Genomic DNA, 23,917 nt, shown 5'->3' with positions numbered 1-23,917 from the left:
TTTTTGTTAAAGGAGGGAGGAAAAAATATATGCGTTCTTTAGATGATCCAATCACTATGCTGGCAGGAGTCGGAGAAAAAAGAGCAGCTAGTCTTGCCAGCTTGGGCATCCAAACGATTGAAGACTTACTGACTTATTATCCTTTTCGCTACGAAGATATTCAGGAAAGAAATCTAAACGAGATCCAAGATCAAGAAAAGGTTACTTTGAAAGGAATCGTAGTCTCTCCTCCTGTGATGAATCGATTTGGTTATAAAAAAAGCCGATTGCAATTTCGTATGATGCAAGAACATGATGTGTTCAACGTTTCTTTTTTTAATCAACCTTATCTAAAAGAAAAAGTCATTTTATCGGAGGAAATCGCTGTATATGGTAAATGGGATGCAAAGCGTAAAGCCTTGAACGGGATGAAGATTTTAGGTTCTCAAACAATGGATGACTTTTCGCCGATATATCACGTCAATAAATCGATTCGTCAAACGACATTAGTTGATCTAATCAAAAAAGGGTTTCAAGAATACGGCACATTGATCGAAGAAAACCTGCCGAACAACCTTGTGGAGAAATATCGACTACTTGACCGAGCTTCCGCTGTAAGAAGTATGCACTTTCCGAAAAACCACGAAGAAAATTACCAAGCCAAACGACGTGTCGTTTTTGAAGAATTCTTTTTATTTCAAATGCGTCTTCAAGGATTGAAAAAAGCAGAAAAAGCAGAAACGAATGGCTTGGAAATCCTTTATGATGTCCAAAAATTAAAAGAATTTACTCAAAAGCTGCCTTTTGAACTGACAAATGCCCAAAAACGGGTAACGAATGAAATCTGTCGGGATCTTCGCAGTCCTCAACATATGCAGCGACTTTTGCAGGGAGATGTAGGTAGCGGAAAAACAGTAGTTGCCGCAATCGCATTATATGCCACCGTTACAGCGGGGTTCCAAGGTGCGTTGATGGTGCCTACCGAAATCTTGGCACAACAGCACATGGAAAGTTTGCAACAGCTGTTTGATCCCAATGAAGTAACGGTCGCATTGCTTACAGGGTCAACGAAAACAAAAGAACGACGTGAACTCCTTGAAAAACTAGAACGAGGAGAAATCAACGTCGTGATCGGTACACATGCATTGATCCAAGATGGAGTTGAATTTCAGAATTTAGGACTAGTTATTACGGATGAACAGCACCGTTTTGGTGTGAATCAGCGGAAAGTCCTTCGTGAAAAAGGCTGGCGACCTGATGTCTTGTTTATGACAGCCACTCCGATCCCTAGAACGCTAGCTATCACAGCGTACGGTGAGATGGACGTATCGATCATTGATGAACTTCCAGCTGGACGTATCCCTATTGAAACACGCTGGGTAAGAACACCTCAATTAGACAGTGTACTGGATTGGACAAGGAAAGAACTGGCAAGGGGACATCAAATGTATGTCATCTGTCCACTGATCGAAGAATCAGAAGCATTAGACGTAAAAAACGCAGTGGAAATCTATGAAAAACTTCGTGAACTATTTGCACCAAAATATGAAGTTGGCTTGTTACATGGTAAAATGAAGAATCAGGAAAAAGAAGTGATCATGGAAGCTTTCAAAGATAACCAGATGCAGATATTAGTTTCTACTACGGTAATAGAAGTAGGGGTAAACGTGCCAAACGCAACCGTCATGCTGATTATGGATGCGGATCGATTTGGTTTGGCACAGCTGCATCAGCTTCGTGGACGTGTTGGACGCGGAAGTGATGCTTCCTACTGTATCTTAGTTGCTAATCCCAAAAATGAACTAGGCGTGGAACGGATGAAAATCATGACAGAGACCACCAATGGTTTTGTACTAAGTGAAAAAGATCTGGAATTACGCGGTCCCGGTGAAGTATTCGGCTTCCGACAATCTGGTTTACCTCAATTTGCGATTGCTGACTTGGTGACGGATGGAAATGTTTTGGAGGTAGCCAGAGAAGAGGCTGCAGCTCTTTGGCAGATAAAGAATTGGCAGATGCTGCCTGAGTATCAGCCTCTAGCACAAAGCCTCCAGATAGAAAATCAGGATAATCGTTATTTCGATTAGCAGACTATGCTATACTTTATAATGATGATGGAAAAAGGAGTGGGAACAATGAAAATTGCCGTAGATGCAATGGGCGGAGATCACGCACCTCAAGCAATTGTAGAAGGCGTGGTTTTAGCGCAGCAAGATTTTCCAGAAGTAGAATTCTTACTTTACGGAAAAGAAGCAGAAATCAAGAAATACTTAACAAATGAAAAAAACATCACGATTATCCATACAGACGAAAAAATCAATAGTGATGATGAGCCAGTAAAAGCGATCCGACGGAAAAAGACTGCTTCAATGGTCCTTGCTGCACAAGCAGTGAAAAACGGCGAAGCGGATGCTATATTTTCAGCAGGGAATACAGGTGCGCTGCTAGCAGCGGGTTTGTTCATCGTAGGACGTATCAAAAATATCGAACGCCCTGGCTTGATGTCTACCTTGCCAGTAGTAGGAAAAGAAGGTGCCGGTTTCGATATGCTGGATCTCGGCGCTAACGCAGAAAACAAACCAGAACATTTGTTGCAATACGGTATTTTAGGTTCTTTCTATGCACGTAAAGTCCGAGGGATCGGACGTCCCCGCGTTGCTCTTTTAAACAACGGAACAGAAGCCACAAAAGGTAGTGAAGTGACGAAAAAAGCCTATGAACTTCTTCAGAATGAAACCAGTTTGAATTTCATTGGAAATGTAGAAGCGCGCGAGTTGCTCAATGGTGTGGCTGACGTAGTAGTCACAGATGGATTTACAGGCAATGCTGTTTTGAAATCCATTGAAGGAACGGCAATGAATATGATGGATCTATTAAAATCCGCTATTCTAAACGAAGGGATCAAAGGGAAAATGGGCGCCATGCTTTTAAAAGACGGCTTGCGTTCTTTAAAATCTGAAATGGATTATTCCAAACATGGCGGAGCTGTTTTGTTTGGCTTGAAAGCACCAGTCATTAAAACCCACGGAGCAACAGGTCCTGATGCTGTCCGCTATACGATCCGCCAAATCCACACGATGCTTGAAACAAATGTAGTAGGACAGTTAGTCGAACAATTTGAAAAAAGCGAAGAATAATATTCAGATAGCTGAGGCAATCCGGTTCGTTAAAAAAAGGTGGACATTCCTGAAAAATGTCAGTAAAATTAGCCATGGTGTAGGTAATTGACAAGTGTATGATTCTTGGAGGTGAAAAAGTTGACTCGCGAAGAAGTATTTAACAAAGTAGCGAAAATTATTTCAAATCATTTTGAGATAGATACCGATAAAGTGACGGATGAATTGAACATCAAAGATGATTTAAAAGCTGATTCAATTAGTATTATGGAGTTCGTTTTAGAACTTGAAGATGAATTCGGTACAGAAATTTCAGATGAAGATGCTGAACAAATTGAAACAGTTGGCGGTGCAGTAGATTATATCAGCAGCCATCTCAAATAATTTCAATAAAAGCAAAGAAGGATAAAAAGTTGTATGCAACTTTTTATCCTTCTTTTTTTAATCTTTTTGACACGGAAAAGACATTTTTCTGATAATTCTGGCGATAATTAGAAATTATGTTGCAAAGTAAAGCGGTTTTCTATATAATTATTAATAATTCATTACACAAAGATAAGAATAACCTTTGTTATAAAACGCTTTATTCTGTGTAATGTTCTTTTTTTACTAAGAAAAACTTCCGTTTAGGAAGCAGAGAGGGGTATTCGATTGTCAGATAATCAATTATTAGAAGTTCAGAACCTACATACAGGCTTCCGACTCAAAGATGACTATTACGATGCAGTAGATGATGTTTCATTTACTTTAGACAAAAACGAGATCTTAGCAATCGTTGGGGAATCTGGGTGCGGGAAAAGTACATTAGCTACTACGATTATGGGATTACTTGATCCTAATAACACAAAAATTACAGGTGAAATTTTATATAACGATCTGAATTTAATCGAACTGAACGAAACGCTTTATAATAAAATCCGCGGAAATGATATCGGAATGATTTTCCAAGATCCGTTGTCTGCATTAAATCCTCTCATGAGAATCGAAGACCAGATCAAAGAAGGACTTTCCTATCACACAAAGATGAATGCAGAACAGCGTCAAGCTCGCGCACTGGAATTACTAGAACAAGTAGGGATTCCTAATCCAGCAAGAGTTGGACGTCAATATCCCCATGAATTATCAGGCGGTATGAGACAACGTGTCATCATCGCGATCGCAATCGCCTGCAAACCTCCAATCGTCATTGCAGATGAACCGACGACAGCCCTAGATGTAACCATCCAAGCACAGATTCTTGATTTACTGAAAGATCTTCAGGAAGAAACAAAAACAGGGATCATCCTGATCACTCATGACTTAGGAGTCGTAGCAGAAATGGCTGATCGAGTGGCAGTGATGTATGGCGGACAGTTTGTTGAAGTAGCGGGTGTAAAAGAACTGTTTGATCATCCGAAACATCCTTATACGCGCTCTTTATTGAACTCTATACCTCAAGAAGGAAATCATGATGCAGAACTCCATGTGATCGAAGGTGTCGTTCCTTCTCTGAAAAACATGCCTCGTAAAGGGTGCCGATTTGCTCCACGTATTCCGTGGATACCAGCAAGTGATCACGAAGAAGATCCTATCCTTCATGAAGTCGCTCCGAACCATTTGGTACGTTGCTCTTGCTACAAGCATTTCCACTTTAGAGACGAAAAAGGAGAGGTGTAGATGACAGAATTAATCACAATCAAAGACCTGAAAGTTCATTACCCTATTCGCAGTGGATTCTTCAATCGAGTAACGGATCATGTATATGCTGTAGATGGTGTGGATTTTATTATCGAAAAAGGAAAGACGTATGGTTTGGTGGGAGAGTCCGGTTCCGGAAAATCCACTACAGGAAAAGCAGTCGTTGGTTTAGAAAAGACGACAGCTGGACAAATCATGTATGAAGGAAAAGATGTAACGAAGCGAAGCAACCGAAAAAAAATGGGTTATAACAAAGACGTACAAATGATCTTCCAAGATTCAATGTCTAGTTTGAATCCTAAAAAACGAGTATTGGATATCATTGCAGAACCTATCCGAAATTTTGAACGGTTAAGCGATCAAGAAGAAAAGAAGAAGGTAAAAGGATTGCTAGATATCGTTGGGATGCCGGAAGATGCACTTTACAAATATCCTCATGAATTTTCAGGGGGACAACGCCAACGTCTAGGAGTAGCCCGCGCTGTTGCTACTAATCCAAAATTAATCGTGGCCGATGAACCGGTATCTGCTCTGGATCTATCTGTTCAAGCGCAAGTATTGAATTTCATGAAACGGATCCAGCAAGAATACGGTCTCAGCTATTTATTTATTTCTCATGATTTAGGTGTAGTAAAACATATGTGCGACAACATCGCGATTATGTACAAAGGTCGATTTGTAGAAATCGGTACAAGAGAAGACATTTATAATGACCCGCGCCACATCTATACGAAACGTCTGCTTTCAGCAATTCCGCAAATCGATGTAGAAAATCGGGAAAGCCACAAAGAAAATCGCCGAAAAGTAGAACAAGAGTATATCCAAAACCAAAGAGAATACTATGATGCGACTGGCCGAGTCTACGATTTGCGTACGATCACAACTACACATAAAGTGGCGTTGAAAGATGGAGGTGCGAGCTAATGTGGAAAACGATTCTGCGACGTGTTTTATTGATGATCCCGCAAGTTATTATTTTAAGTGTTCTGATCTTCTTATTAGCCCAAGCGATGCCAGGGGATCCATTTACTGGTTTGATCAACCCAAACCAAGATCCGGCAGTGATCGAACAAATGCGACAATCAGCTGGATTGAATGACCCATGGTATGTCCAGTACTTCCGTTGGATCGGAAATGCTTTGCAAGGCGATTTTGGTCAAAGTTTCTTATACAAACGCTCTGTTGCTGACTTAATCGGTGAACGGATCATCAACACGTTATATCTATCGATCTTGACAGTTGTCCTTACTTATTTGATTGCTGTGCCTCTAGGGATGCTAGCAGGCCGGTATCAAAATTCGATCTTGGATAAGATCGTCGTGATTTATAACTTCTTTAGTTTTGCTGTTCCGTTATTTATCTTCGGCTTGATCATGCTGTTTGTTTTTGGTTATCGTTTAGGCTGGTTCCCAACAAGCGGTTCTCAAACACTAGGTTTGCAAGGGGGATTTATCACTCAGTGGATAGATCGCTTGAAATATATTCTGCTACCATCGATTACCCAAGCATTTCTGGCGACTGCCGTTACGATCCAATATCTGCGAAGCGAAGTAATCGATTCGAAGTCGCTTGATTTTGTCAGAACAGCCCGTTCCAAAGGGGTACCGACGAATAAAGTATTCAGTAGACATATCTTCCGGAATGCAGCGTTGCCGATGGCTTCGCAAATGGGGTATGAAATCACTTCGTTGATTGCTGGTTCTGTAGTTATCGAAAAGATTTTTGGCTATCCAGGAGTCGGTAAACTATTTATTGACTCTATTGGTCAACGAGACTACACCGTGATCACATCCTTAGTATTGATTTTAGGAATCGCGACGCTAGTGGGGACATTACTGTCAGATATCATTATGAGTATCGTTGACCCGCGCATTCGGATTCAATAAAACCAATCAGAAAGGAGAATGGATCGATGAGTGAAAAAAACAATACAGCAGTTCAAGAAAGTATCCCTCCTATGGGGATACGAATGATTGCTCGAGAATTTAAAAAAGATAAAATCGCTATTTTTTCATTAGGTTTGCTAGTGGTTTTATTATTAGTGATTTTTATCGGTGCAACGCTGACCGATCAAGATAAAGTGATGTATGTTAGTATTTTTGACAAATATGCTGCCCCAGGAGCAGTTTCGACACAAGGACAAAAGTTCATTCTGGGAGCAGATGAAGGCGGACGTGATGTATTAGGTCAATTGATCATAGGTGCTAGAAACTCTGTTACGATCGGATTTGCGATCACGATCCTTACTTCGATCATCGGGGTTGGATTAGGGATCATCTCTGGCTACTACGGAGGGATCATTGACAACATCTTGATGCGAATCGTTGATTTTATCATGATTCTACCGATCATGCTGATCATCATCGTCTTCGTATCGATTATTTCTAGATACAATGTCTGGTCCTTTATTTTCATCATGAGTGCATTTTATTGGGTAGCTAAAGCCCGATTATTCCGAAGCAAGACATTATCTGAAGCAAGAAGAGATTATGTCAGTGCCTCAAAAACAATGGGAACAAGTGATTTTAAAATCATGTTCCGCGAAATCATGCCGAATCTAAGTTCATTGATCATTACGAACTTGACAATGAACTTTGCGGCAAACATCGGTATCGAGACAACTTTGACTTTCTTAGGTTTCGGTTTGCCGGCAAATGTACCTAGTTTAGGTACACTGATCGGTTATGCAAGTAATGGAGAAGTCTTAGTGAATCGGCAATGGATCTGGTTACCCGCATCAATCCTCATTTTAGTTTTGATGTTGAGTATCAATTATGTTGGACAGGCATTCAAGCGTTCTGCAGATGCACGCCAACGGTTAGGCTAGTTATAGAAGCGAAGGGGGAAATAGGAATGAAGAAAACGATTTTTGGATTTGCAACGCTGATGTCTGCTGTCGTTCTTGCAGCATGCGGGGGCGGAGGTACAGATACTTCTGGAAATAACTCTGGAGGCAACAGCAATAACAAAGAGGAATTAACTTTTCCAATCGCAACAAAAAACAATGATGATGCAATCGAAGACGGTGAATTAGAAGCTGCGGTCGCAACGGACAGTCAGTTCAAAGGATTGTTCCAGTGGGAGTTTTATCAAGATTCATATGATGCAGCGTTTATGGCACCCTCTCACGAACCATTGTTTGCAAACGATGATGATTTTAGAATCACAGATGACGGAGCTGCAACACTTGATCTAGACGAAGATACGAAAAAAGCGACAATCAAAGTAAAAGACAACGTCAAATGGTCAGATGGTGAAGATGTAACGGCGGACGATGTGATTTTCCCTTACGAAATCATTGGGAATAAAGATTACACTGGTATCCGTTATGACGACACTTTCCGTAACATCGTAGGTATGGAAGAATATCATGATGGAAGTGCCGATACGATCTCTGGAATCAAAAAGATAGACGACAAAACAGTTGAAATCGAATATAAAGAAGTAAATCCAAGCATGCTTCAATCGGGTGGCGGTATCTGGACATATGCAGCACCGAAACATACGTTAGAAGGTGTAGCAATCAAAGACATGGAATCAAGCGATCAAGTACGTAAAAATCCAGTGACTTTCGGCCCTTATTACATGAGTAATATTGTTGCAGGAGAATCAGTAGAGTACTTACCAAACGAGCACTACTGGAACGGTACACCTAAATTGAAAAAAATCACGATGAAATCTGTACCGATGGCTAGTGCAACTGAAGCATTGAACTCTAAGCTATATGACATGATTTTCCAAATGCCAACAGATACTTATGATACGTATAAAGAAATTGCTGGCTATACAAACTTAGGCCGTGAACAAACTTCTTATACTTATCTAGGATTCAAGTTAGGTAAATGGAATTCAGATACAAAGAGTGTGGAATACAATCCAGATTCAAAAATGGCTGATAAATCATTACGTCAAGCCATGGGCTATGCATTAGATAACAATGCAGTAGGTGAACGTTTCTATGCAGGTTTGAGAAGCAATGCGACTTCATTGATCCCTCCAGTATTCCAGTCATATCACGATGATGAGATGAAAGGATTCACACAAGATTTAGACAAAGCGAAAAAACTATTGGATGATGCCGGCTACAAAGATGTGGACGACGATGGTTTAAGAGAAGACAAAGATGGAAACAAACTAACCATCAACTTTGCTTCGATGTCCGGTGGAGAAACAGCGCAACCATTGGCAGATTACTATATCCAACAATGGAAAGAAATCGGTTTGGATGTCCAATACACAACAGGTCGTCTGATCGAATTCAACTCTTTCTACGATAAATTAGAAAATGATGATCCTGAAATCGATGTTTACCAAGCTGCTTGGAATACAGGAACTGATCCAAATCCAAGTGGACTATGGGGACCAAATGCAGCATTCAACTACACTCGTTATGAATCAGAAGAAAATACAAAGTTGATCAACGATATCAGTTCAAGCAAAGCATTTGATGAAGACTATTTGAAAGAAGCCTATCAAAAATGGCAACAATATGCGTTTGAAGAAGCATTTGCGATTCCAACGTTGTTCCGTAACGAAGTATTGCCAGTGAACGACCGTGTCAAAGACTGGGATTGGTCCTATGATGTACCAAACCCATGGGCAAATGTTTCTGTTACAGCAGATTCACGTTCATAATCAATAAAAATGACCGAAAAAGGGCGATGTCCTTTTTCGGTTTTTTAATATTTTTCTGTTTATTTCTCTAATATTCAGGTCAAGGCGCTGATTTCATGACTTCTCCAATAAACGGTGTTCAAAGTCCAGTTTCTCGGTATTAAGTCAAATTTATGCAAAAATATGGAAAGCCATTTTCACAAAATTTTTTCTTCATACTCCAAACTAAACGGCTTTTTCACAACTTCTCGTCAATCACTAGGATTATTAAAGCTTTACTTACCTTTTACCTGAACCATTTCAAATTTAACAAAAAACCAGTATAATAAGGAAGTATCGAAAAAATATCCATAAAAGGAATGTGGAAAATGGACAACCAGCTGACAAAAGAACTAAAAGAAAATTATAACATCGTTTTTCACGATCTAAATTTGCTTGAACAAGCTTTTACCCATTCATCCTATGTGAATGAGCATCGCAATCTGCAATTATCGGATAATGAACGACTTGAATTTTTAGGAGATGCCGTTTTAGAATTGATGGTTTCTCAGTATTTATTCCGTTTATATCCTCATTTGCCAGAAGGAAAATTGACAAAAACACGAGCAGCGATCGTTCGCGAAGACAGTTTATCGAAATTTGCCAAAGAATGTCACTTTGATCAATATGTTCTGTTGGGCAAGGGAGAAGAGAATTCAGGAGGACGTACGCGACCAGCATTGCTTTGCGACCTATTCGAAGCTTTTTTAGGCGCGTTATATCTTGACCAAGGATTCGACACGACCCATGCGTTCATCGAAAAAGTGATTTTTCCTAAAGTCAAAGCAGGTGCTTTTTCACATGAGATGGATCATAAAACAAAATTGCAAGAAGTCTTGCAAAAATCAGGTGATGTATCGATCGAATACCGATTGATCAATGAAGAAGGTCCAGCTCATGAACGAGTATTTTGGATCGAAGTTTACGTAGATGATCAATTGATTGGCACTGGACAAGGAAAATCGAAAAAATTAGCAGAACAAGCTGCGGCGGAAAATGCATTGGCAGCACTGTAAAAGTAAGTGAGGGAAAGCTTTGTATTTGAAACGAATTGAAATAGCCGGTTTTAAATCATTTGCAGACAAGACAGTCATTGATTTTGAAAACAGCGTCACAGCAGTGGTTGGACCAAATGGCAGCGGAAAAAGCAATATTACAGAAGCTATCCGCTGGGTATTAGGAGAACAATCTGCTAAAAGTTTGCGAGGCGGAAAAATGCCGGATATCATCTTTGCCGGTTCCGATACCCGTAAGCAGCTGAATATTGCAGAAGTCACAGTGATTTTAGACAATAGTGATCATTATCTGCCATTGGAGTACAATGAGATCAGTGTAACCCGCCGTTATCGACGGACTGGGGAAAGCGAGTTTTTCATCAATAAACAAAGCTGCAGATTAAAAGATATCCAAGAATTGTTCTTAGATTCTGGATTAGGAAAAGAATCATTCTCAATCATTTCTCAAGGAAAAGTAGAAGCGATTTTCAGTAGTAAACCGGAAGACCGTCGTGGGATCTTTGAAGAAGCAGCTGGTGTGTTGAAATACAAGCAGCGGAAAAAGAAAGCAGAACAAAAGCTTTTTGAAACAGAAGACAACCTCAGCCGCGTCCAAGACATCATCCATGAATTGGAAGAACAGTTAACTCCTTTGGCCGCCCAGAGTGAGGCAGCAAAGGAGTTTTTACGGCTAAAAGAAACACTGACTCAAACCGATGTTTCTTTGATGGTTGCTGAAATCAAGACAGCAAAAAAAGATTGGGACAACAAACAAGCACAGCTTGCGAAATTCAATCTAGAATTAGGAAAACTATCTGAGTCGATCCAAGAACAAGAATCCATTTTGGCGAAGCAGCGTAAAGAAAATGCGCAAGCCGATCGTCTGATCGAAAAAAATCAGCAAGTATTATTAGATCTTTCGGAAAAACTGAAGCAGACAGAAGGACAAAAAGATGTTTTGCAGGAGCGGACAAAGCATACACAAAAAAGCTCGCAAGAATATCAAACTTCATTAGCAGAAGCACAAAAAAAGGTTAAACATTTTGAAAAGCTTCAAGAAAGCTTGATGAAAGAAGCAGCAGAAAAAGAAACAGAGATCCAAAAAGCTGAAGCAAATCTCATAAAAACACAGCAAGAATTAGAAAAATACCAAAAATCAACGAAAGAATTATTGGCAGAACTAAGAGATCAATATGTTGATTTGATGCAAGAACAAGCAGCTGTAGGAAACGAACTGAAGTATCTGGAACGTCAATATGTACAAGAAACAGCAAAAAGCAAGCAGACGTTAGCCAAGCAATCGGAAGTAGAAGCATCAGTAGACCGATTGATCTTACAAAAAGAAGAATTGACACAAAAGCAGGCGCAGCTAAAATCATCTTTAACTGAAACAAAAGAGAAGTTAGAAATGATCCAACGAAACGGGAAAAAGTTCCAAGAAGCATTAGCAAAAGAACAGCCTAAAATGTATCAATTGATGAATCAAGTCCAGCAGCTGCGTGCTCGTCAGAAAAGCCTTCAAGAGATCCAAGAAAACTATTTTGGCTTTTACCAAGGCGTTCGATTGGTCTTGCAGCATAAACAGCAGCTTTCCGGTATTGTCGGAGCAGTGGCTGAACTGATCGACGTCCCTGCAGATTTCACGTTAGCCATTGAAACAGCTTTAGGTGGAGCAGCTCAACATGTCATCGTTGAAAATGAAAAAGATGCTCGGCAAGCCATCACGTATTTGAAACAGCAAAGAGGAGGAAGAGCAACATTCCTTCCGCTGACGACAATCAAACCAAGACAGTTACCAGCTCATATATTGACACAAGCAACAGCTGTAGAAGGGTTTATAGGGATTGCCAGTGAACAAGTTGCTTATCCTGATCAAATCCAAACAGTGGTTCAAAACCTGTTAGGAACGATCCTTTTAGCAAAAGACTTAACTAGTGCTAATGCAATCGCGCAAACGATCCGCTATCAATACCGAGTGGTTTCCTTAGAAGGTGACGTGATGAATGCCGGAGGATCCATGACAGGTGGAGCGAACAAACGAGGAAACCAAGGCAGTTTGTTTGTACAGAACCAAGAATTGAAACAGTTGACTAGTGAATTCGAAGAAGCAGATAAACAACTTCAAGTGCAAGAAAAGAAAGTTCAGGAGCTGCAACAAGAAACAGCTCGTTTAGCCGAAGAACAAGAAGTTTTGCGTACACGAGGCGAACAATTACGTTTTGAAGAACAAGAAGCGACAAATCAGTTGCAAAACATCATAAACGAACTTGAACGTTTTGAAAAAGAAAAGCAAATCTCAACTTTTGAGACACGTGAGCTGCAGCAGTTTATCGAAGATTACGAAAAACAAACGAACGAGTTGAAAGACAAACAAACAGATCTTGAAACGCAACGTCAACAAATCGACGAAGAGATCAAATCTTTAAGTCAAGAAAGTGACCAGATGGAAGCCAGAAGAGCACAAGTGCAAAGTCAAAAAGCACAAGAACAAGCAGATCTTGCTGTCTTGAAAGAGCAGTTTAATCATCTGCAGATCCAGCTCCGCGGTGCCCGAGTCCAAAAAGCAGAGGCAATCGAACGTCAAGAAGCGATAGAAAAACAGTTGGCGACATTGACAGCAGACTTTTCTGATCATGAAGTCACAGAAGAAAGTTTGGAAAAACAAATTAACGAATTATCTGCTCAGCGAGAAACATTGAAAGCCGAGTTGGCAAAAGCCAAAGAGCAGCGAGATAGAAGGCAAAGGGAGATCGATGAGCTTGAAGCAGTCTTGGCAGAGCGTAATCGTGAGCAAAAAGCACGACTGTCGGAACAATCCAAATTAGAAGTCCAAAAAGACCGAGCTGAAATGATTTTAGATAATCATTTAACCTATCTGCAGTCAGAATATCAGCTGACATTTGAGAAAGCTTCCCACGACTATCAAGAAACAACCGATATCGAAGACAGCAGAATAAAGGTTGCTTCCTTAAAAGAACAAATTGAAAAGCTAGGACCAGTAAACTTAAATTCAATCGAACAATACGAACAAGTTAGTGAAAGACATACCTTCTTAGCGACACAGCGAGATGATCTGTTAGCAGCGAAAAACCAGTTGTTTGAAACGATGGATGAGATGGATGACGAAGTGCGGACAAGATTCAAAGAAGTATTTGAAGCTATCCGTCAAGAATTCAAAATTGTCTTTCCAAATATGTTTGGCGGCGGTAAAGCTGAATTAGTATTGACAGAACCAACTGATCTGCTGAAAACAGGTATTGAGATTGAAGTACAACCTCCTGGCAAAAAACTGCAAAGTTTAAGTTTGCTTTCCGGAGGAGAACGAGCACTTACAGCCATTGCGCTGCTCTTTTCTATTATCCGTGTCTGTCCTGTTCCGTTTTGCATCTTAGATGAGGTAGAAGCAGCGTTAGATGAAGCAAATGTGAAACGTTTTGGTCGTTACTTAAGCGACTTCCAAGATGACACACAATTTATCGTAGTCACACACCGTAAAGGAACGATGGTCGCAGCAGATGTACTGTACGGAGTGACGATGCAGGAATCCGGTGTATCAAAAATCGTTTCTGTACGGATGGAAGATATCAATGAAGAGGCGAAAATCAACGAAACGAAAGTGTAGGAACGAAAATGATCAAATTAGTAGCAATTGATTTGGACGGTACATTATTAAATGAACAAAAGCTAATTTCAGATGAGAATAAACAAGCATTAGCACAAGCAAAACAGCAAGGGGTCAAGATCGTTCTATGCACAGGACGCCCCTTAGCTGCGATGGCGCATTATCTGCAAGAATTAGGGCTGGTAGATGAGGGTGACTATAGCATCACTTTCAACGGCGGTTTGGTACAAAAAAACGATACTGGTGAAATCATGGAAAAGAAAGTGATGGAAGTATCAGATATCCAACGCTTATACAAATTGGCTCAGCAATTGGATCTGCCACTAGATGTTTTGTCTGACAATGTGGTTTTACAGCTGCCTAGTGCACCAAGGAAGCAATCCTTGTACAATGTGTTGAATAAACTGCTGCAATTCCAACCAGCGGATATAAGCGATATTACAGATGAATTTGTGCTTAATAAGGCAGTAATCGCTTATGACCAAGAAGAATTAGATCCTAAAATCAAAGAAATACCAGCAGAATTCCATGAAATGTATGAGATCATCAAAACGAGAAGTATGCTTTTGGAATTTATGCCAAAAGGTGTCACAAAAGCTTATGGTATTTCTTTATTGGCAAAAGATCTTGGTTTGAAACAAGAAGAAATCATGGCAATCGGTGATGAAGAAAATGATTTACCGATGATCCAATACGCTGGTCTAGGCGTAGCGATGGAGAATGCTGTGCCTTTCGTCAAAGAAGCAGCAGATTTCGTGACAGCCAGCAATGAAGAAAATGGCGTAGCCAAAGTGATCCAAAAATTTGTATTAGAGTAGGGGGGAGTCAAATGGGATTTTTTGATAAAATCAAGCGTGCTTTTACTGGCGAGGAGAAAACGGAAGAAGTTGAAGTACAGGAGAAGTACGACAAGGGTTTAGAAAAGACGCGTAAAACATTTGGTGAACGGATGAATGAGCTGTTTGCCAATTTTCGAACAGTCGATGAAGACTTTTTTGAAGAATTAGAAGAAACACTTATCGGGGCAGATGTAGGTTTTGAAACAGCGATACGAATTACCGAAGCGTTACGTCAAGAAGTGAAACTCAGAAATGCGAAAAAATCGGCAGAAGTCCAAAATGCAATCATCGAGAAACTTGTGGATCTCTATGAAGCGGAAGGAATCAATGAAGTAAATGAACTAAATATCCAAGAAGACGGACTAACAGTTATTTTGTTTGTCGGCGTCAATGGTGTAGGGAAAACAACAAGTATTGGTAAACTTGCCCATCAGTTCAAAAATGAAGGTAAAAAAGTATTGATGGCAGCAGCAGATACCTTCCGTGCTGGAGCAATCGACCAATTAGTTGTCTGGGGCGAACGCGCTGGTGTTGAAGTTGTTCGTGGCAATGCAGGCGGCGATCCAGCAGCTGTCGTATTCGATGCTTTGGAAAGAGCAAAGACAGAGCAGGCAGATGTTTTACTAGTTGATACTGCAGGCCGACTGCAAAATAAAGTGAACTTGATGAACGAATTAGAAAAAATAAAACGAGTAATCCAGCGGGAATTACCAGAAGCACCCCAAGAAACATTACTTGTATTAGATGCAACAACTGGTCAAAACGCGATGGTTCAAGCAAAACAATTCAAAGAAACAACAGATGTGACCGGTCTTGTTTTGACAAAATTAGATGGTACAGCAAAAGGCGGTATCGTACTTGCTATCCGTAATGAATTGCATTTACCAGTGAAATTGGTCGGTCTTGGTGAAGGAATCGATGACTTGGAGCCGTTTGATCCAAACGATTTTGTCGTTGGATTATTCAAAGGATTACTAAAAGAAGAATAACCCATGTCTAAAAAGCAGGAGCTGTGACAAAAGTTGCAGCTCCTTGTTTGAATGATTGTTTTTAACATAGCTGTGTTTTTGATGCCTTCATTTTTATACTTATTTGTAAGCGGTTCTCAAACAATTTCGTTCTTTTTCTTAGACTTTTTGATTATAATTAGATTCATATGAATTGGAGGTCACTTAATGATGAATTTTAAGCAATTATTATTGCATGACAATGCGCGCCCTTTTATCGACCAAGCTCGATTTGGTATAGAACGGGAAGGACAGCGGGTTGATCTTGCAGGAAATCTAGCAAAAACCGATCATCCAGCAATTTTTGGCGATCGATCCTATCACCCCTATATCCAAACAGATTTTAGCGAAACACAAACAGAGATGATCACCCCTGTTACCGATTCTATTCCCGAATTATTTCAGTATCTGGCTGCTGTTTATGATGTGACTGCTCGTTCTATACCGAAAGAAGAGATGATCTGGCCATTAAGTATGCCACCTGCCTTACCGGAAAAAGACGAAGAAATCATTATTGCAAAATTAAAAAATTTCGAAGATGTCTTGTATCGACGTTATTTAGCAAAAGAATATGGGAAGCGAAAACAGATGGTAAGCGGCATCCATTTCAATTTTGAATTTGGTGACGAATTGTTAAGAACATTGTTCAGCCATCAGGAAGAATTTCAGGATTTTTCTGAATTCAAAACAGAACTTTATTTGAAAACAGCGAGAAATTTTTTACGTTATCGCTGGATGATCACTTATTTATTTGGTGCTTCACCGATGAGTGAGAAAAACTATTTTATAAATGAATCGCATCCGCAAGAACCTGTTCGCAGTATTCGAAACAGTGCGCTAGGCTATACGAATCATCCAAATGTGAAAGTTTCCTATGCTTCCATGAAACAGTATTTAGCAGATATTGAGAGAATGATCGAAGAAGGGAAACTTTCAGAGGAGAAAGAATTTTATACACCGCTTCGTTTCCGAGGCGGAAAGAAAGTCGCAGATTTAGCAACAACAGGCGTTCGTTATATTGAATTGCGGAATATCGATCTGAACCCTTACGCAAGGCTGGGAATCAATCCGGAACAAGTTCGTTTCTTACAATTATTCCTGATGTATATGCTATGGACAGAAGAAAAAGAAGACAGTGACCAATGGGTGGCAGAAGGTACAACTCGAAATAACAAAGTAGCACTAGAACAACCATCAGATCAAACAGAATTTCATCAAGAAGGTAGAGAAATCCTTGAAGGGATGAAGCAAATGTTGGTTGAATTGGATTGGTTGGATTCTCTTTATTTAGTGGAGGAAGCATTGATTCAAATGGATCATCCCGAACAAACATTAGCAGCGAAACTCTATCAAGAAGCACAGCTATCGAGTCAGCAAGAAGTTGCTGTGGCATTGGGACATCAATATTATAAAGAAAGTCATGAACGTCCCTATCAGTTGGCTGGTTTTCGCGAAATGGAACTTTCTACTCAGATATTTATGTTCGATGCCATCCAAAAAGGTGTCCAAGTCAAAGTATTAGATGAGTCGGATCAATTTTTGCGTCTGCAATTCCAAGACCATGTAGAATATGTGAAAAATGCAAACATGACAAGTAAGGACAGCTATATCGTTCCACTTATCATGGAAAACAAAACAGTAACGAAAAAAGTTTTAAAAGAAGCTGGGTTCCGAGTGCCAGGTGGCGCAGAATTTTCATCCATGGAAGAAGCCGTAAAAGCTTATCCAAGATTTGCCGATCAGGCCTTTGTGATCAAACCTAAGTCCACAAATTACGGGTTGGGTATCACGATTTTCAAGGAAGGGGCTGATCTGGAGGATTATCAAGCAGGATTGGCGATTGCTTTTCGTGAAGACAGCTCGGTTTTAGTAGAAGAATTTATGCCGGGAACGGAATATCGTTTCTTTGTAATCGATGGAGAAGTCCAAGCCATCATGTTGCGAGTCCCTGCTAATGTTATTGGTGACGGTATCCGAACAGTGAAAGAACTTGTTGAAGAAAAAAATAGTGACCCTTTGCGTGGAACGAATCATCGTGCACCGTTGGAATTGATCCAATTAGGCGAATTAGAACAATTGATGTTGAAAGAACAAGGGTTAACGATCGAATCAGTTCCCCAAGCCAATCAAATTGTTTATCTAAGGGAGAACTCAAATATCAGTACGGGCGGTGATTCGATCGATATGACTGATGAATTTTCTGAAGCTTACAAAAAAATCGCCGTTTCTGCGGTAGAAGCACTAGGAGCTAAAATCAGTGGTATTGATTTGATCATACCAGATAAAGAAATCGATCCTACAACCGATAAAAAAGCATACGGGATCATCGAAGCAAATTTCAATCCAGCGATGCATATGCATGTTTATCCTTTTGCAGGAAAAGGCAGAAGATTGACGATGAATGTATTGAAATTGTTATATCCTGAAGTATTTTAAACGAAAAAGCTTTTGACAGATTGTCCTATTTGATGTCAATCTGTTCAAAAGCTTTTTTGCATGTAAAAATTTATGTGTTTTTTCGTTTTAAAATAAACGATCCCAGAAGCTTTTTTTCTTTTTTGGTTTTTCTTTTTCAGCTGGCGAAGAGTTTTCTTCTGGGTATTTTTTTTCGATATCGATCACAGGTTCATTTACTGCTTCTTTTGCTGTTAAGAGCAATCCGAATTCCTCAGGATTTGCAGTGACGTAATCGTTGACTACAGTAAATCGGCTATTGTTTTTCGTTGCTAGCTGGATATATTGGTTTTGGACAGAAAGGGGTAGAGCCCCATTCAAGAGTATGGAAGCATCTGGATGTTTTTTGAGTTCTTTTAAAAAGTTTTCTTTGTTTTTCGGTTGGATCATTTCAGCAACAGTCATACTAAGATAGCAACGTTCCCTGAATGTCCCTAAATATTTATGCTGTTCTTCAGGGTTCACTAAAGGTGTACCATAAAGTCCCTTATCCAAATGGCTTTTTACATCATCTTGTGCCATAAAAAATACCCTCCTTCTTCTCTTTGTCTTTCTTACGATTATAGCATATTCCCAATAATACCTAAAACATATGAAAAAGCGGTTGCTTTTGTTCAACGATTCACTTAAAATAAGAATGAAAATCATTCTCAATTAGAAAGGTGGATTGGATGCGCTACGGACGACTAGTAGCATTATTAGTTATTTTAAGTAGTATTTCATTGTTCATTGGAGTATCGAATGTACAATTGTCAGAATTGCTCCAGTTAAATGGGCAAAGTTTACAAATCTTGCTAGCGACTCGTTTGCCGCGAACGATTTGTTTGATTCTTGTGGGAGCGACTAGTAGCATTTGTGGGTTGATCATGCAACATTTGACCCAAAATAAATTTGTTTCACCGACGACTGCGGGTACGATGGATAGTGCGCGTTTAGGTATTTTAGTGGCCATGATTTTCCTACCTGGTGCATCCTTGATTGTCCGATCCTTGACTGCATTTTGCTTTGCTTTCGCAGGAACATTGCTTTTTTTATCCCTTACGCGATTGTTCCCCCAGAAAAATCAATTGATGCTTCCGTTGATTGGGGTCATGTTAGGGAATATCATTGGTTCAGTTGCTACTTTTTTTGCTTATCAATTCCAATTGGTACAAAATATGACTTCGTGGCTTCAAGGGAATTTTGCGACTGTGATACGAGGAAATTATGAGTTACTGTATGCTGTTGTTCCATTGCTGCTCGTGGTTTGGCTATTTGCTTACCGATTTACAATCATTGGTCTGGGCGAATCGTTTGCAGTAAATTTGGGAATAGATTACCAGAAGATGCAGTTTTTAGGTATTGGCTTGGTTTCATTGGCTAGTGCAGTCATGTTGATCATGGTGGGAAGCATTCCTTTTATCGGAGTGATCATTCCGAATCTTGTCTCTAGAATATACGGAGATCAAGTGCACAAAACAATTAGCGTAACTGCTTTAGCAGGTAGTTTGTTCTTAGTATTTTGCGATCTTGTCGCTCGTGTGTTGATTTTTCCTTATGAAATACCAGTCAGTGTGATCGTTGGAATCATCGGTGGGGCTATCTTCCTTTATCTTCTGATAAGGGGGCGACGATATGCTTAAAAAAAAGCCGTCTATTTTTATTGGTATGCTTGTTCTTGTTCTATTTGTTACAGGAGTGTACTTGACGATCCATACATATGGAAACTGGCATTTTGCGTGGGCATTGAGGAGTAAGAAAATTTTTGCATTTATCCTTGTCTCGCTAGCTGTCAGCAGTGCTACGATCAGCTTTCAGACAATTACGCATAACCAGTTTTTGACTCCTTCAGTATTGGGACTTGAGTCGTTATATGTCCTTGTCCAAACGGTCCTTTTCTTCTTTATCGGAGGAGTGACGATGCTTCAGCAGACAGGTACAGTTTTTTTCTTATTGAACGTTGGGCTGATGGTCGGGTTGAGTCTGTTGTTATTTTTCTTTCTTTTGAAAAAAATGAAAGCGAATCTTTTTTTGTTACTGATGTCAGGGATGATTTTAGGTACGCTTTTTGGTAGTGTCAGTACCTTTTTACAAGTTATCATGGATCCGAATGAATATGATTTGCTTCAAGGGAGATTATTTGCAAGTTTTGGCAATATCCAAAGCCAGTATCTTTTGCCTGCTTCTTTGATCATTATCGGCTGTTGGTTCCTGTTATTTCGATATCGACATGTGCTAGACGTTTTCCATCTTGGGAATGAACAAGCTGTAAACCTTGGGGTAGAAACAGATCGATTTGAATTTTTTATTTTGTGTTGTGTCAGTCTTCTGACAGGAACATCAACGGCTCTTGTGGGTCCAGTTACTTTTTTAGGGTTTATTGTCGCAAATGTCAGTTACCGTGTATTTTCTACTTATCGTCATGGTCAGCTATTTATCGGAAGTTTTCTGGTAGCTATGCTGTTTCTGACAGGCGGACAGCTCGCAGTAGAGCAGATTTTCGGCTGGAATACAACAGTGAGTGTCGTCGTTGAATTTGTCGGAGGAATTTATTTTGTCACAAAATTGATTCGCGAAAGGAAGAGTATCCTATGATCGATTTACAAAAGGTCAATAAACTGTACCATGGAAAATCAGTGGTCAAAGATGTACAGTTAACGATTCCTGAAAAGAAGTTGACTGCTTTTATCGGTCCAAATGGTGCTGGAAAGTCAACTGTGTTGTCGATGATCAGTCGTTTGATACCAAAAGATACAGGTGAAATCTATTTAGACCATAACGAAGTAAAGGCTTGGAAATCCAATGAATTAGCCAAAAAATTATCGATCTTGCGACAATCGAATGAAATAAATGTCCAAATCACCGTGAAAGAATTAGTAGAATTTGGACGATTTCCTTATACGAAAGGAAAATTGACGACAAAAGATCAAAAAATCGTTCAGGAATCACTGGAACACCTCGGGTTAGAAGAAATAGCAGATCAATCGATTGACACTCTTTCAGGAGGTCAACTCCAACGTGCGTATATTGCAATGGTACTAGCGCAAGACACGGATTATATTTTACTGGATGAACCTTTGAACAATCTGGATATGAATTTTGCTGTTCAAATCATGCAGATTTTAAAAAAGTTAGTACAAGAAATTGGGAAAACAATTGTTATCGTTCTTCATGATATCAACTTTGCTGCAAGTTATGCAGACGAGATCGTTGCAATGAAAGAGGGGCAGTTATTTACGCAAGGAACGACCCAAGAAATGATAAAAAAAGATGTATTGGATGAATTGTACGAAATGGACATACGGATTTGTGAGATTGAAGGCCGCAGATTCTGTCTTTATTTCTAAAACTAACATTAGGAGAGAAGAGATGAAAAAATTAGTAGTAGGTATTTTGATTCTAGCATCATTTGGTTTAGCAGCATGTGGAAATAGTAACAACACCAGTCAGGCAGATACAAAGAAAAGCAGTACGCAAGCTGAAACGGCATTAACGATAAAAGACAGTAATGGCGATCAAATCGAGGTGCCAAAGAATCCTAAAAAAGTCGTCGTATTCGACAATGGTTCTTTAGATACGATGGATGCTCTTGGTGTTGGAGATAAGGTAGTTGGAGCAGCTACGAGCAGCCTTCCAGAGTATCTTTCCTCCTATAAAAAAGTGGAATCAGCAGGTGGGATCAAAGAACCAGACTTAGAAAAAATCAATCAGCTTCAGCCAGATCTGATCATCATTTCTGGCCGACAAAGAGATTTTCAAAAAGATCTAAGTCAAATCGCTCCGACTATTTTCCTTTCTTTAGATGCGAAAAAGCCATGGGAATCTTTCCAGCAAAATGTCACTACTTTAGGGGAGATCTTTGGCAAGCAAGAAGAAGCCAAAACTCAATTAGAGGAATTATCCAATGCAATCGATCAGACGAAAAAGAAAGCAGAAGCGTCTGACAAAAAAGCACTAGTCACACTTGTGAATGAAGGGCAATTATCAGCCTATGGATCAGGTTCTAGATTTGGTTTCATCCATGATTTATTTGGCGTTGAACAAGCAGATGATCAAATCGAAGCATCCACTCACGGTCAAAGTGTTTCTTATGAATATGTGCTGGAAAAAAATCCGGATATCTTATTTGTGGTAGACCGAACAAAAGCTATTGGTGGAGACGACAGCAAAGATGATATTTCTGCCAATGAACTGGTAGCACAAACGAATGCTGGTAAAAATCAGCAGATCATCTCCCTTGAACCAGATGTTTGGTATTTAAGCGGGGGCGGTTTAGAGTCAATGAAACTGATGATCGAAGATGTGGATCAAGCATTTAAGTAGAATCAAAAATAATCGAAAAAATTGAACCGACCTCTAAAAGTTAGATTTTCCAGCTAACTTTAGAGGTCGGTTTTTATGTGTTTGGGAAATCTTTTTTCTTTAATACTCAGGTTAAAGAGCTGATTTCACAACCTTTATTCACGCATGTGTCTCAGCAAGCGGTTGATAGTTGATGATCTGCATTTTTCGATAAAAATCGGCGGGAAGCTTACTCCAACGTTTTAATAATTGATAGAAATAACTTTCTTCTGCTTTGATCTTATACTCGCTTAATATCAATCCAAAACTATTCGTTTGTTTTGCAGCTAATTTTTTATAGATATCCAATGCTTTTGTTTTATCTTCATTGACAAAAAGTGTTTTTACTTCAATATAAGAACCCTCGATGTTTTGTGTTTCTTCGATAAAATAGATACTTTTTATATATTCTTTCATAGTGATTCCTCCAAAGAAGTCTTTTTATTTGATAAGTTTACTTTACCGAAGAGTTGTTAATAATCCGTGAACAAAAAGTTATTCTTTTTCCAATAGTTATTAAGGGATGTTTATTTTTTAGAATATATTTTGTTATTTAAGGAATGGATAAGGTTGGACAAATAACAGGTTGCTTTTTGGAGCCTGCTTCGCTATAGTAGAGAAAAAATAACGAAAGAAGCGGATTTAGATGGGAGAAGAAATTAAAACAGACCTTGTACTGGCAGAAAATCAATGGATAGAAACAGAACGACTTATTTTACGACCCGTCACTTTAGCAGATACAGAGGATGTATATGAATATGCAAGTGATGAGGTAACGACACGGTTCCTCTTTCCCGCAAACCAATCATTAGCAGAAACAAGAGCAAATATTGCTACATCCTTTATAAAGGATCCTTTAGGAAAATATGGTATAGAACTAAAAAAATCAGGTAAACTGATCGGAACGACAGATATTCGTGTGAATGACCATAACGGGACTGCCGAAATCGGCTATGCGCTCAATTCTGCCTATTGGGGAAATGGCTATATGCCTGAAGCTACCGCTGCTTTGCTGAAACTAGGTTTCGAACAATTAGATCTTGTAAGGATCTTTGCTACCCATGACGTGAGAAATTCCAATTCGGGACGGGTAATGGAGAAGTTACATATGAAAAAAGAAGGATTGATCTCAGATGCTGAGCGAAGAAATGGTGAAGTGGTTTCTTTAGTGATAAGAGGAATCACAAGATCCGAATGGTTGGCTCTCCAACAAACAGAAAACAGCTAAAACCAGACAAATTAGTTGCATCTGATG

Annotated in this window: 20 protein-coding genes; 18 read left to right on the top strand and 2 right to left on the bottom strand. The window is 39.5% G+C overall.

What is annotated here, in order from left to right; genetic code table 11:
• Nucleotides 1-29 precede the first annotated feature (29 nt).
• The 13 genes from recG (at nucleotide 30) to gshAB (ending at nucleotide 18,324) form a co-directional block, all read left to right on the top strand.
• Nucleotides 30-2,066 carry an ATP-dependent DNA helicase RecG gene (recG, locus tag A5816_RS10435; RefSeq protein WP_086311300.1) on the top strand — a complete coding sequence of 679 codons (2,037 nt, stop codon included), beginning with the start codon at nucleotides 30-32 and terminating at the stop codon, nucleotides 2,064-2,066.
• A 48-nt stretch (nucleotides 2,067-2,114) separates the two neighbouring features.
• Nucleotides 2,115-3,116 carry a phosphate acyltransferase PlsX gene (gene plsX, locus A5816_RS10430; protein ID WP_086311298.1) on the top strand — a complete coding sequence of 334 codons (1,002 nt, stop codon included), beginning with the start codon at nucleotides 2,115-2,117 and terminating at the stop codon, nucleotides 3,114-3,116.
• Nucleotides 3,117-3,236: 120 nt separating this feature from the next.
• Nucleotides 3,237-3,479, top strand: a complete 243-nt coding sequence (gene acpP, locus A5816_RS10425) for an acyl carrier protein (protein ID WP_002294295.1) — start codon at nucleotides 3,237-3,239, stop codon at nucleotides 3,477-3,479.
• 267 nt (nucleotides 3,480-3,746) lie between these two features.
• Nucleotides 3,747-4,751 (top strand): ABC transporter ATP-binding protein, encoded by a 1,005-nt coding sequence (locus A5816_RS10420; RefSeq protein WP_002309832.1) that lies wholly within the window; start codon nucleotides 3,747-3,749, stop codon nucleotides 4,749-4,751.
• Nucleotides 4,752-5,696 carry an ABC transporter ATP-binding protein gene (locus A5816_RS10415; protein WP_002309831.1) on the top strand — a complete coding sequence of 315 codons (945 nt, stop codon included), beginning with the start codon at nucleotides 4,752-4,754 and terminating at the stop codon, nucleotides 5,694-5,696. It begins immediately after the preceding gene.
• A complete protein-coding gene (opp4B, locus tag A5816_RS10410; protein ID WP_002290474.1) occupies nucleotides 5,696-6,658 on the top strand; it encodes an oligopeptide ABC transporter permease in 963 nt (320 codons plus the stop codon). Before A5816_RS10415 ends, opp4B begins: the two co-directional genes overlap by 1 nt.
• Before the next feature lie 26 nt (nucleotides 6,659-6,684).
• Complete coding sequence (locus A5816_RS10405) at nucleotides 6,685-7,599, top strand: ABC transporter permease (RefSeq protein ID WP_086311297.1); 915 nt, start codon at nucleotides 6,685-6,687, stop codon at nucleotides 7,597-7,599.
• Nucleotides 7,600-7,625: 26 nt separating this feature from the next.
• Nucleotides 7,626-9,407: an oligopeptide ABC transporter substrate-binding protein gene (locus tag A5816_RS10400; protein ID WP_002315512.1), complete on the top strand. Its 1,782-nt coding sequence runs from the start codon at nucleotides 7,626-7,628 to the stop codon at nucleotides 9,405-9,407.
• A gap of 347 nt (nucleotides 9,408-9,754) precedes the next feature.
• Nucleotides 9,755-10,441 carry a ribonuclease III gene (gene rnc / locus A5816_RS10395; RefSeq protein WP_002287896.1) on the top strand — a complete coding sequence of 229 codons (687 nt, stop codon included), beginning with the start codon at nucleotides 9,755-9,757 and terminating at the stop codon, nucleotides 10,439-10,441.
• A gap of 19 nt (nucleotides 10,442-10,460) precedes the next feature.
• Nucleotides 10,461-14,042 carry a chromosome segregation protein SMC gene (gene smc, locus A5816_RS10390; RefSeq protein ID WP_086311296.1) on the top strand — a complete coding sequence of 1,194 codons (3,582 nt, stop codon included), beginning with the start codon at nucleotides 10,461-10,463 and terminating at the stop codon, nucleotides 14,040-14,042.
• Nucleotides 14,043-14,050: 8 nt separating this feature from the next.
• Nucleotides 14,051-14,860: a Cof-type HAD-IIB family hydrolase gene (locus A5816_RS10385; RefSeq protein ID WP_002287898.1), complete on the top strand. Its 810-nt coding sequence runs from the start codon at nucleotides 14,051-14,053 to the stop codon at nucleotides 14,858-14,860.
• 11 nt (nucleotides 14,861-14,871) lie between these two features.
• Entirely contained in the window at nucleotides 14,872-15,870 is a 999-nt protein-coding gene (gene ftsY, locus A5816_RS10380; RefSeq protein ID WP_002287900.1) for a signal recognition particle-docking protein FtsY, read from the top strand.
• Between the two features lie 186 nt (nucleotides 15,871-16,056).
• Nucleotides 16,057-18,324 (top strand): bifunctional glutamate--cysteine ligase GshA/glutathione synthetase GshB, encoded by a 2,268-nt coding sequence (gshAB, locus tag A5816_RS10375; RefSeq protein ID WP_010731731.1) that lies wholly within the window; start codon nucleotides 16,057-16,059, stop codon nucleotides 18,322-18,324.
• A gap of 87 nt (nucleotides 18,325-18,411) precedes the next feature.
• Here the strand turns inward: gshAB and A5816_RS10370 are convergent, their stop codons facing one another.
• Nucleotides 18,412-18,864: a YueI family protein gene (locus A5816_RS10370; RefSeq protein WP_002287902.1), complete on the bottom strand. Its 453-nt coding sequence runs from the start codon at nucleotides 18,862-18,864 to the stop codon at nucleotides 18,412-18,414.
• Between the two features lie 149 nt (nucleotides 18,865-19,013).
• Between A5816_RS10370 and A5816_RS10365 the strand changes: the two genes are divergently transcribed.
• Genes A5816_RS10365 through A5816_RS10350 form a run of 4 tightly spaced genes read left to right on the top strand, consistent with a single transcriptional unit; the run spans nucleotide 19,014 to nucleotide 22,644 of the window.
• Entirely contained in the window at nucleotides 19,014-19,964 is a 951-nt protein-coding gene (locus A5816_RS10365) for an ABC transporter permease (RefSeq protein ID WP_086311294.1), read from the top strand.
• On the top strand, nucleotides 19,957-20,916 hold the full coding sequence (locus tag A5816_RS10360) for an iron chelate uptake ABC transporter family permease subunit (RefSeq protein ID WP_086311293.1): 960 nt from the start codon (nucleotides 19,957-19,959) through the stop codon (nucleotides 20,914-20,916). The genes A5816_RS10365 and A5816_RS10360 overlap by 8 nt, the downstream gene beginning before the upstream one ends.
• Complete coding sequence (locus A5816_RS10355; protein WP_002372520.1) at nucleotides 20,913-21,668, top strand: ABC transporter ATP-binding protein; 756 nt, start codon at nucleotides 20,913-20,915, stop codon at nucleotides 21,666-21,668. The genes A5816_RS10360 and A5816_RS10355 overlap by 4 nt, the downstream gene beginning before the upstream one ends.
• Before the next feature lie 22 nt (nucleotides 21,669-21,690).
• Nucleotides 21,691-22,644, top strand: a complete 954-nt coding sequence (locus A5816_RS10350) for a siderophore ABC transporter substrate-binding protein (RefSeq protein ID WP_086311292.1) — start codon at nucleotides 21,691-21,693, stop codon at nucleotides 22,642-22,644.
• Between the two features lie 138 nt (nucleotides 22,645-22,782).
• Here A5816_RS10350 and A5816_RS10345 read toward each other — a convergent pair whose 3' ends face one another.
• Nucleotides 22,783-23,079, bottom strand: coding sequence for a hypothetical protein (locus tag A5816_RS10345; protein ID WP_002290488.1), 297 nt, complete (start codon nucleotides 23,077-23,079; stop codon nucleotides 22,783-22,785).
• Nucleotides 23,080-23,308: 229 nt separating this feature from the next.
• Between A5816_RS10345 and A5816_RS10340 the strand changes: the two genes are divergently transcribed.
• On the top strand, nucleotides 23,309-23,890 hold the full coding sequence (locus tag A5816_RS10340) for a GNAT family N-acetyltransferase (protein WP_002312367.1): 582 nt from the start codon (nucleotides 23,309-23,311) through the stop codon (nucleotides 23,888-23,890).
• Nucleotides 23,891-23,917 lie beyond the last annotated feature (27 nt).

The sequence above is a fragment of the Enterococcus sp. 3G1_DIV0629 genome (genome assembly GCF_002141285.1).
GTDB classification, from domain to species: Bacteria; Bacillota; Bacilli; order Lactobacillales; family Enterococcaceae; genus Enterococcus_B; species Enterococcus_B lactis.
The sequence above is the reverse complement of the archived record's forward strand: the minus strand, read 5'-3'. Positions and strand labels throughout refer to the sequence as shown.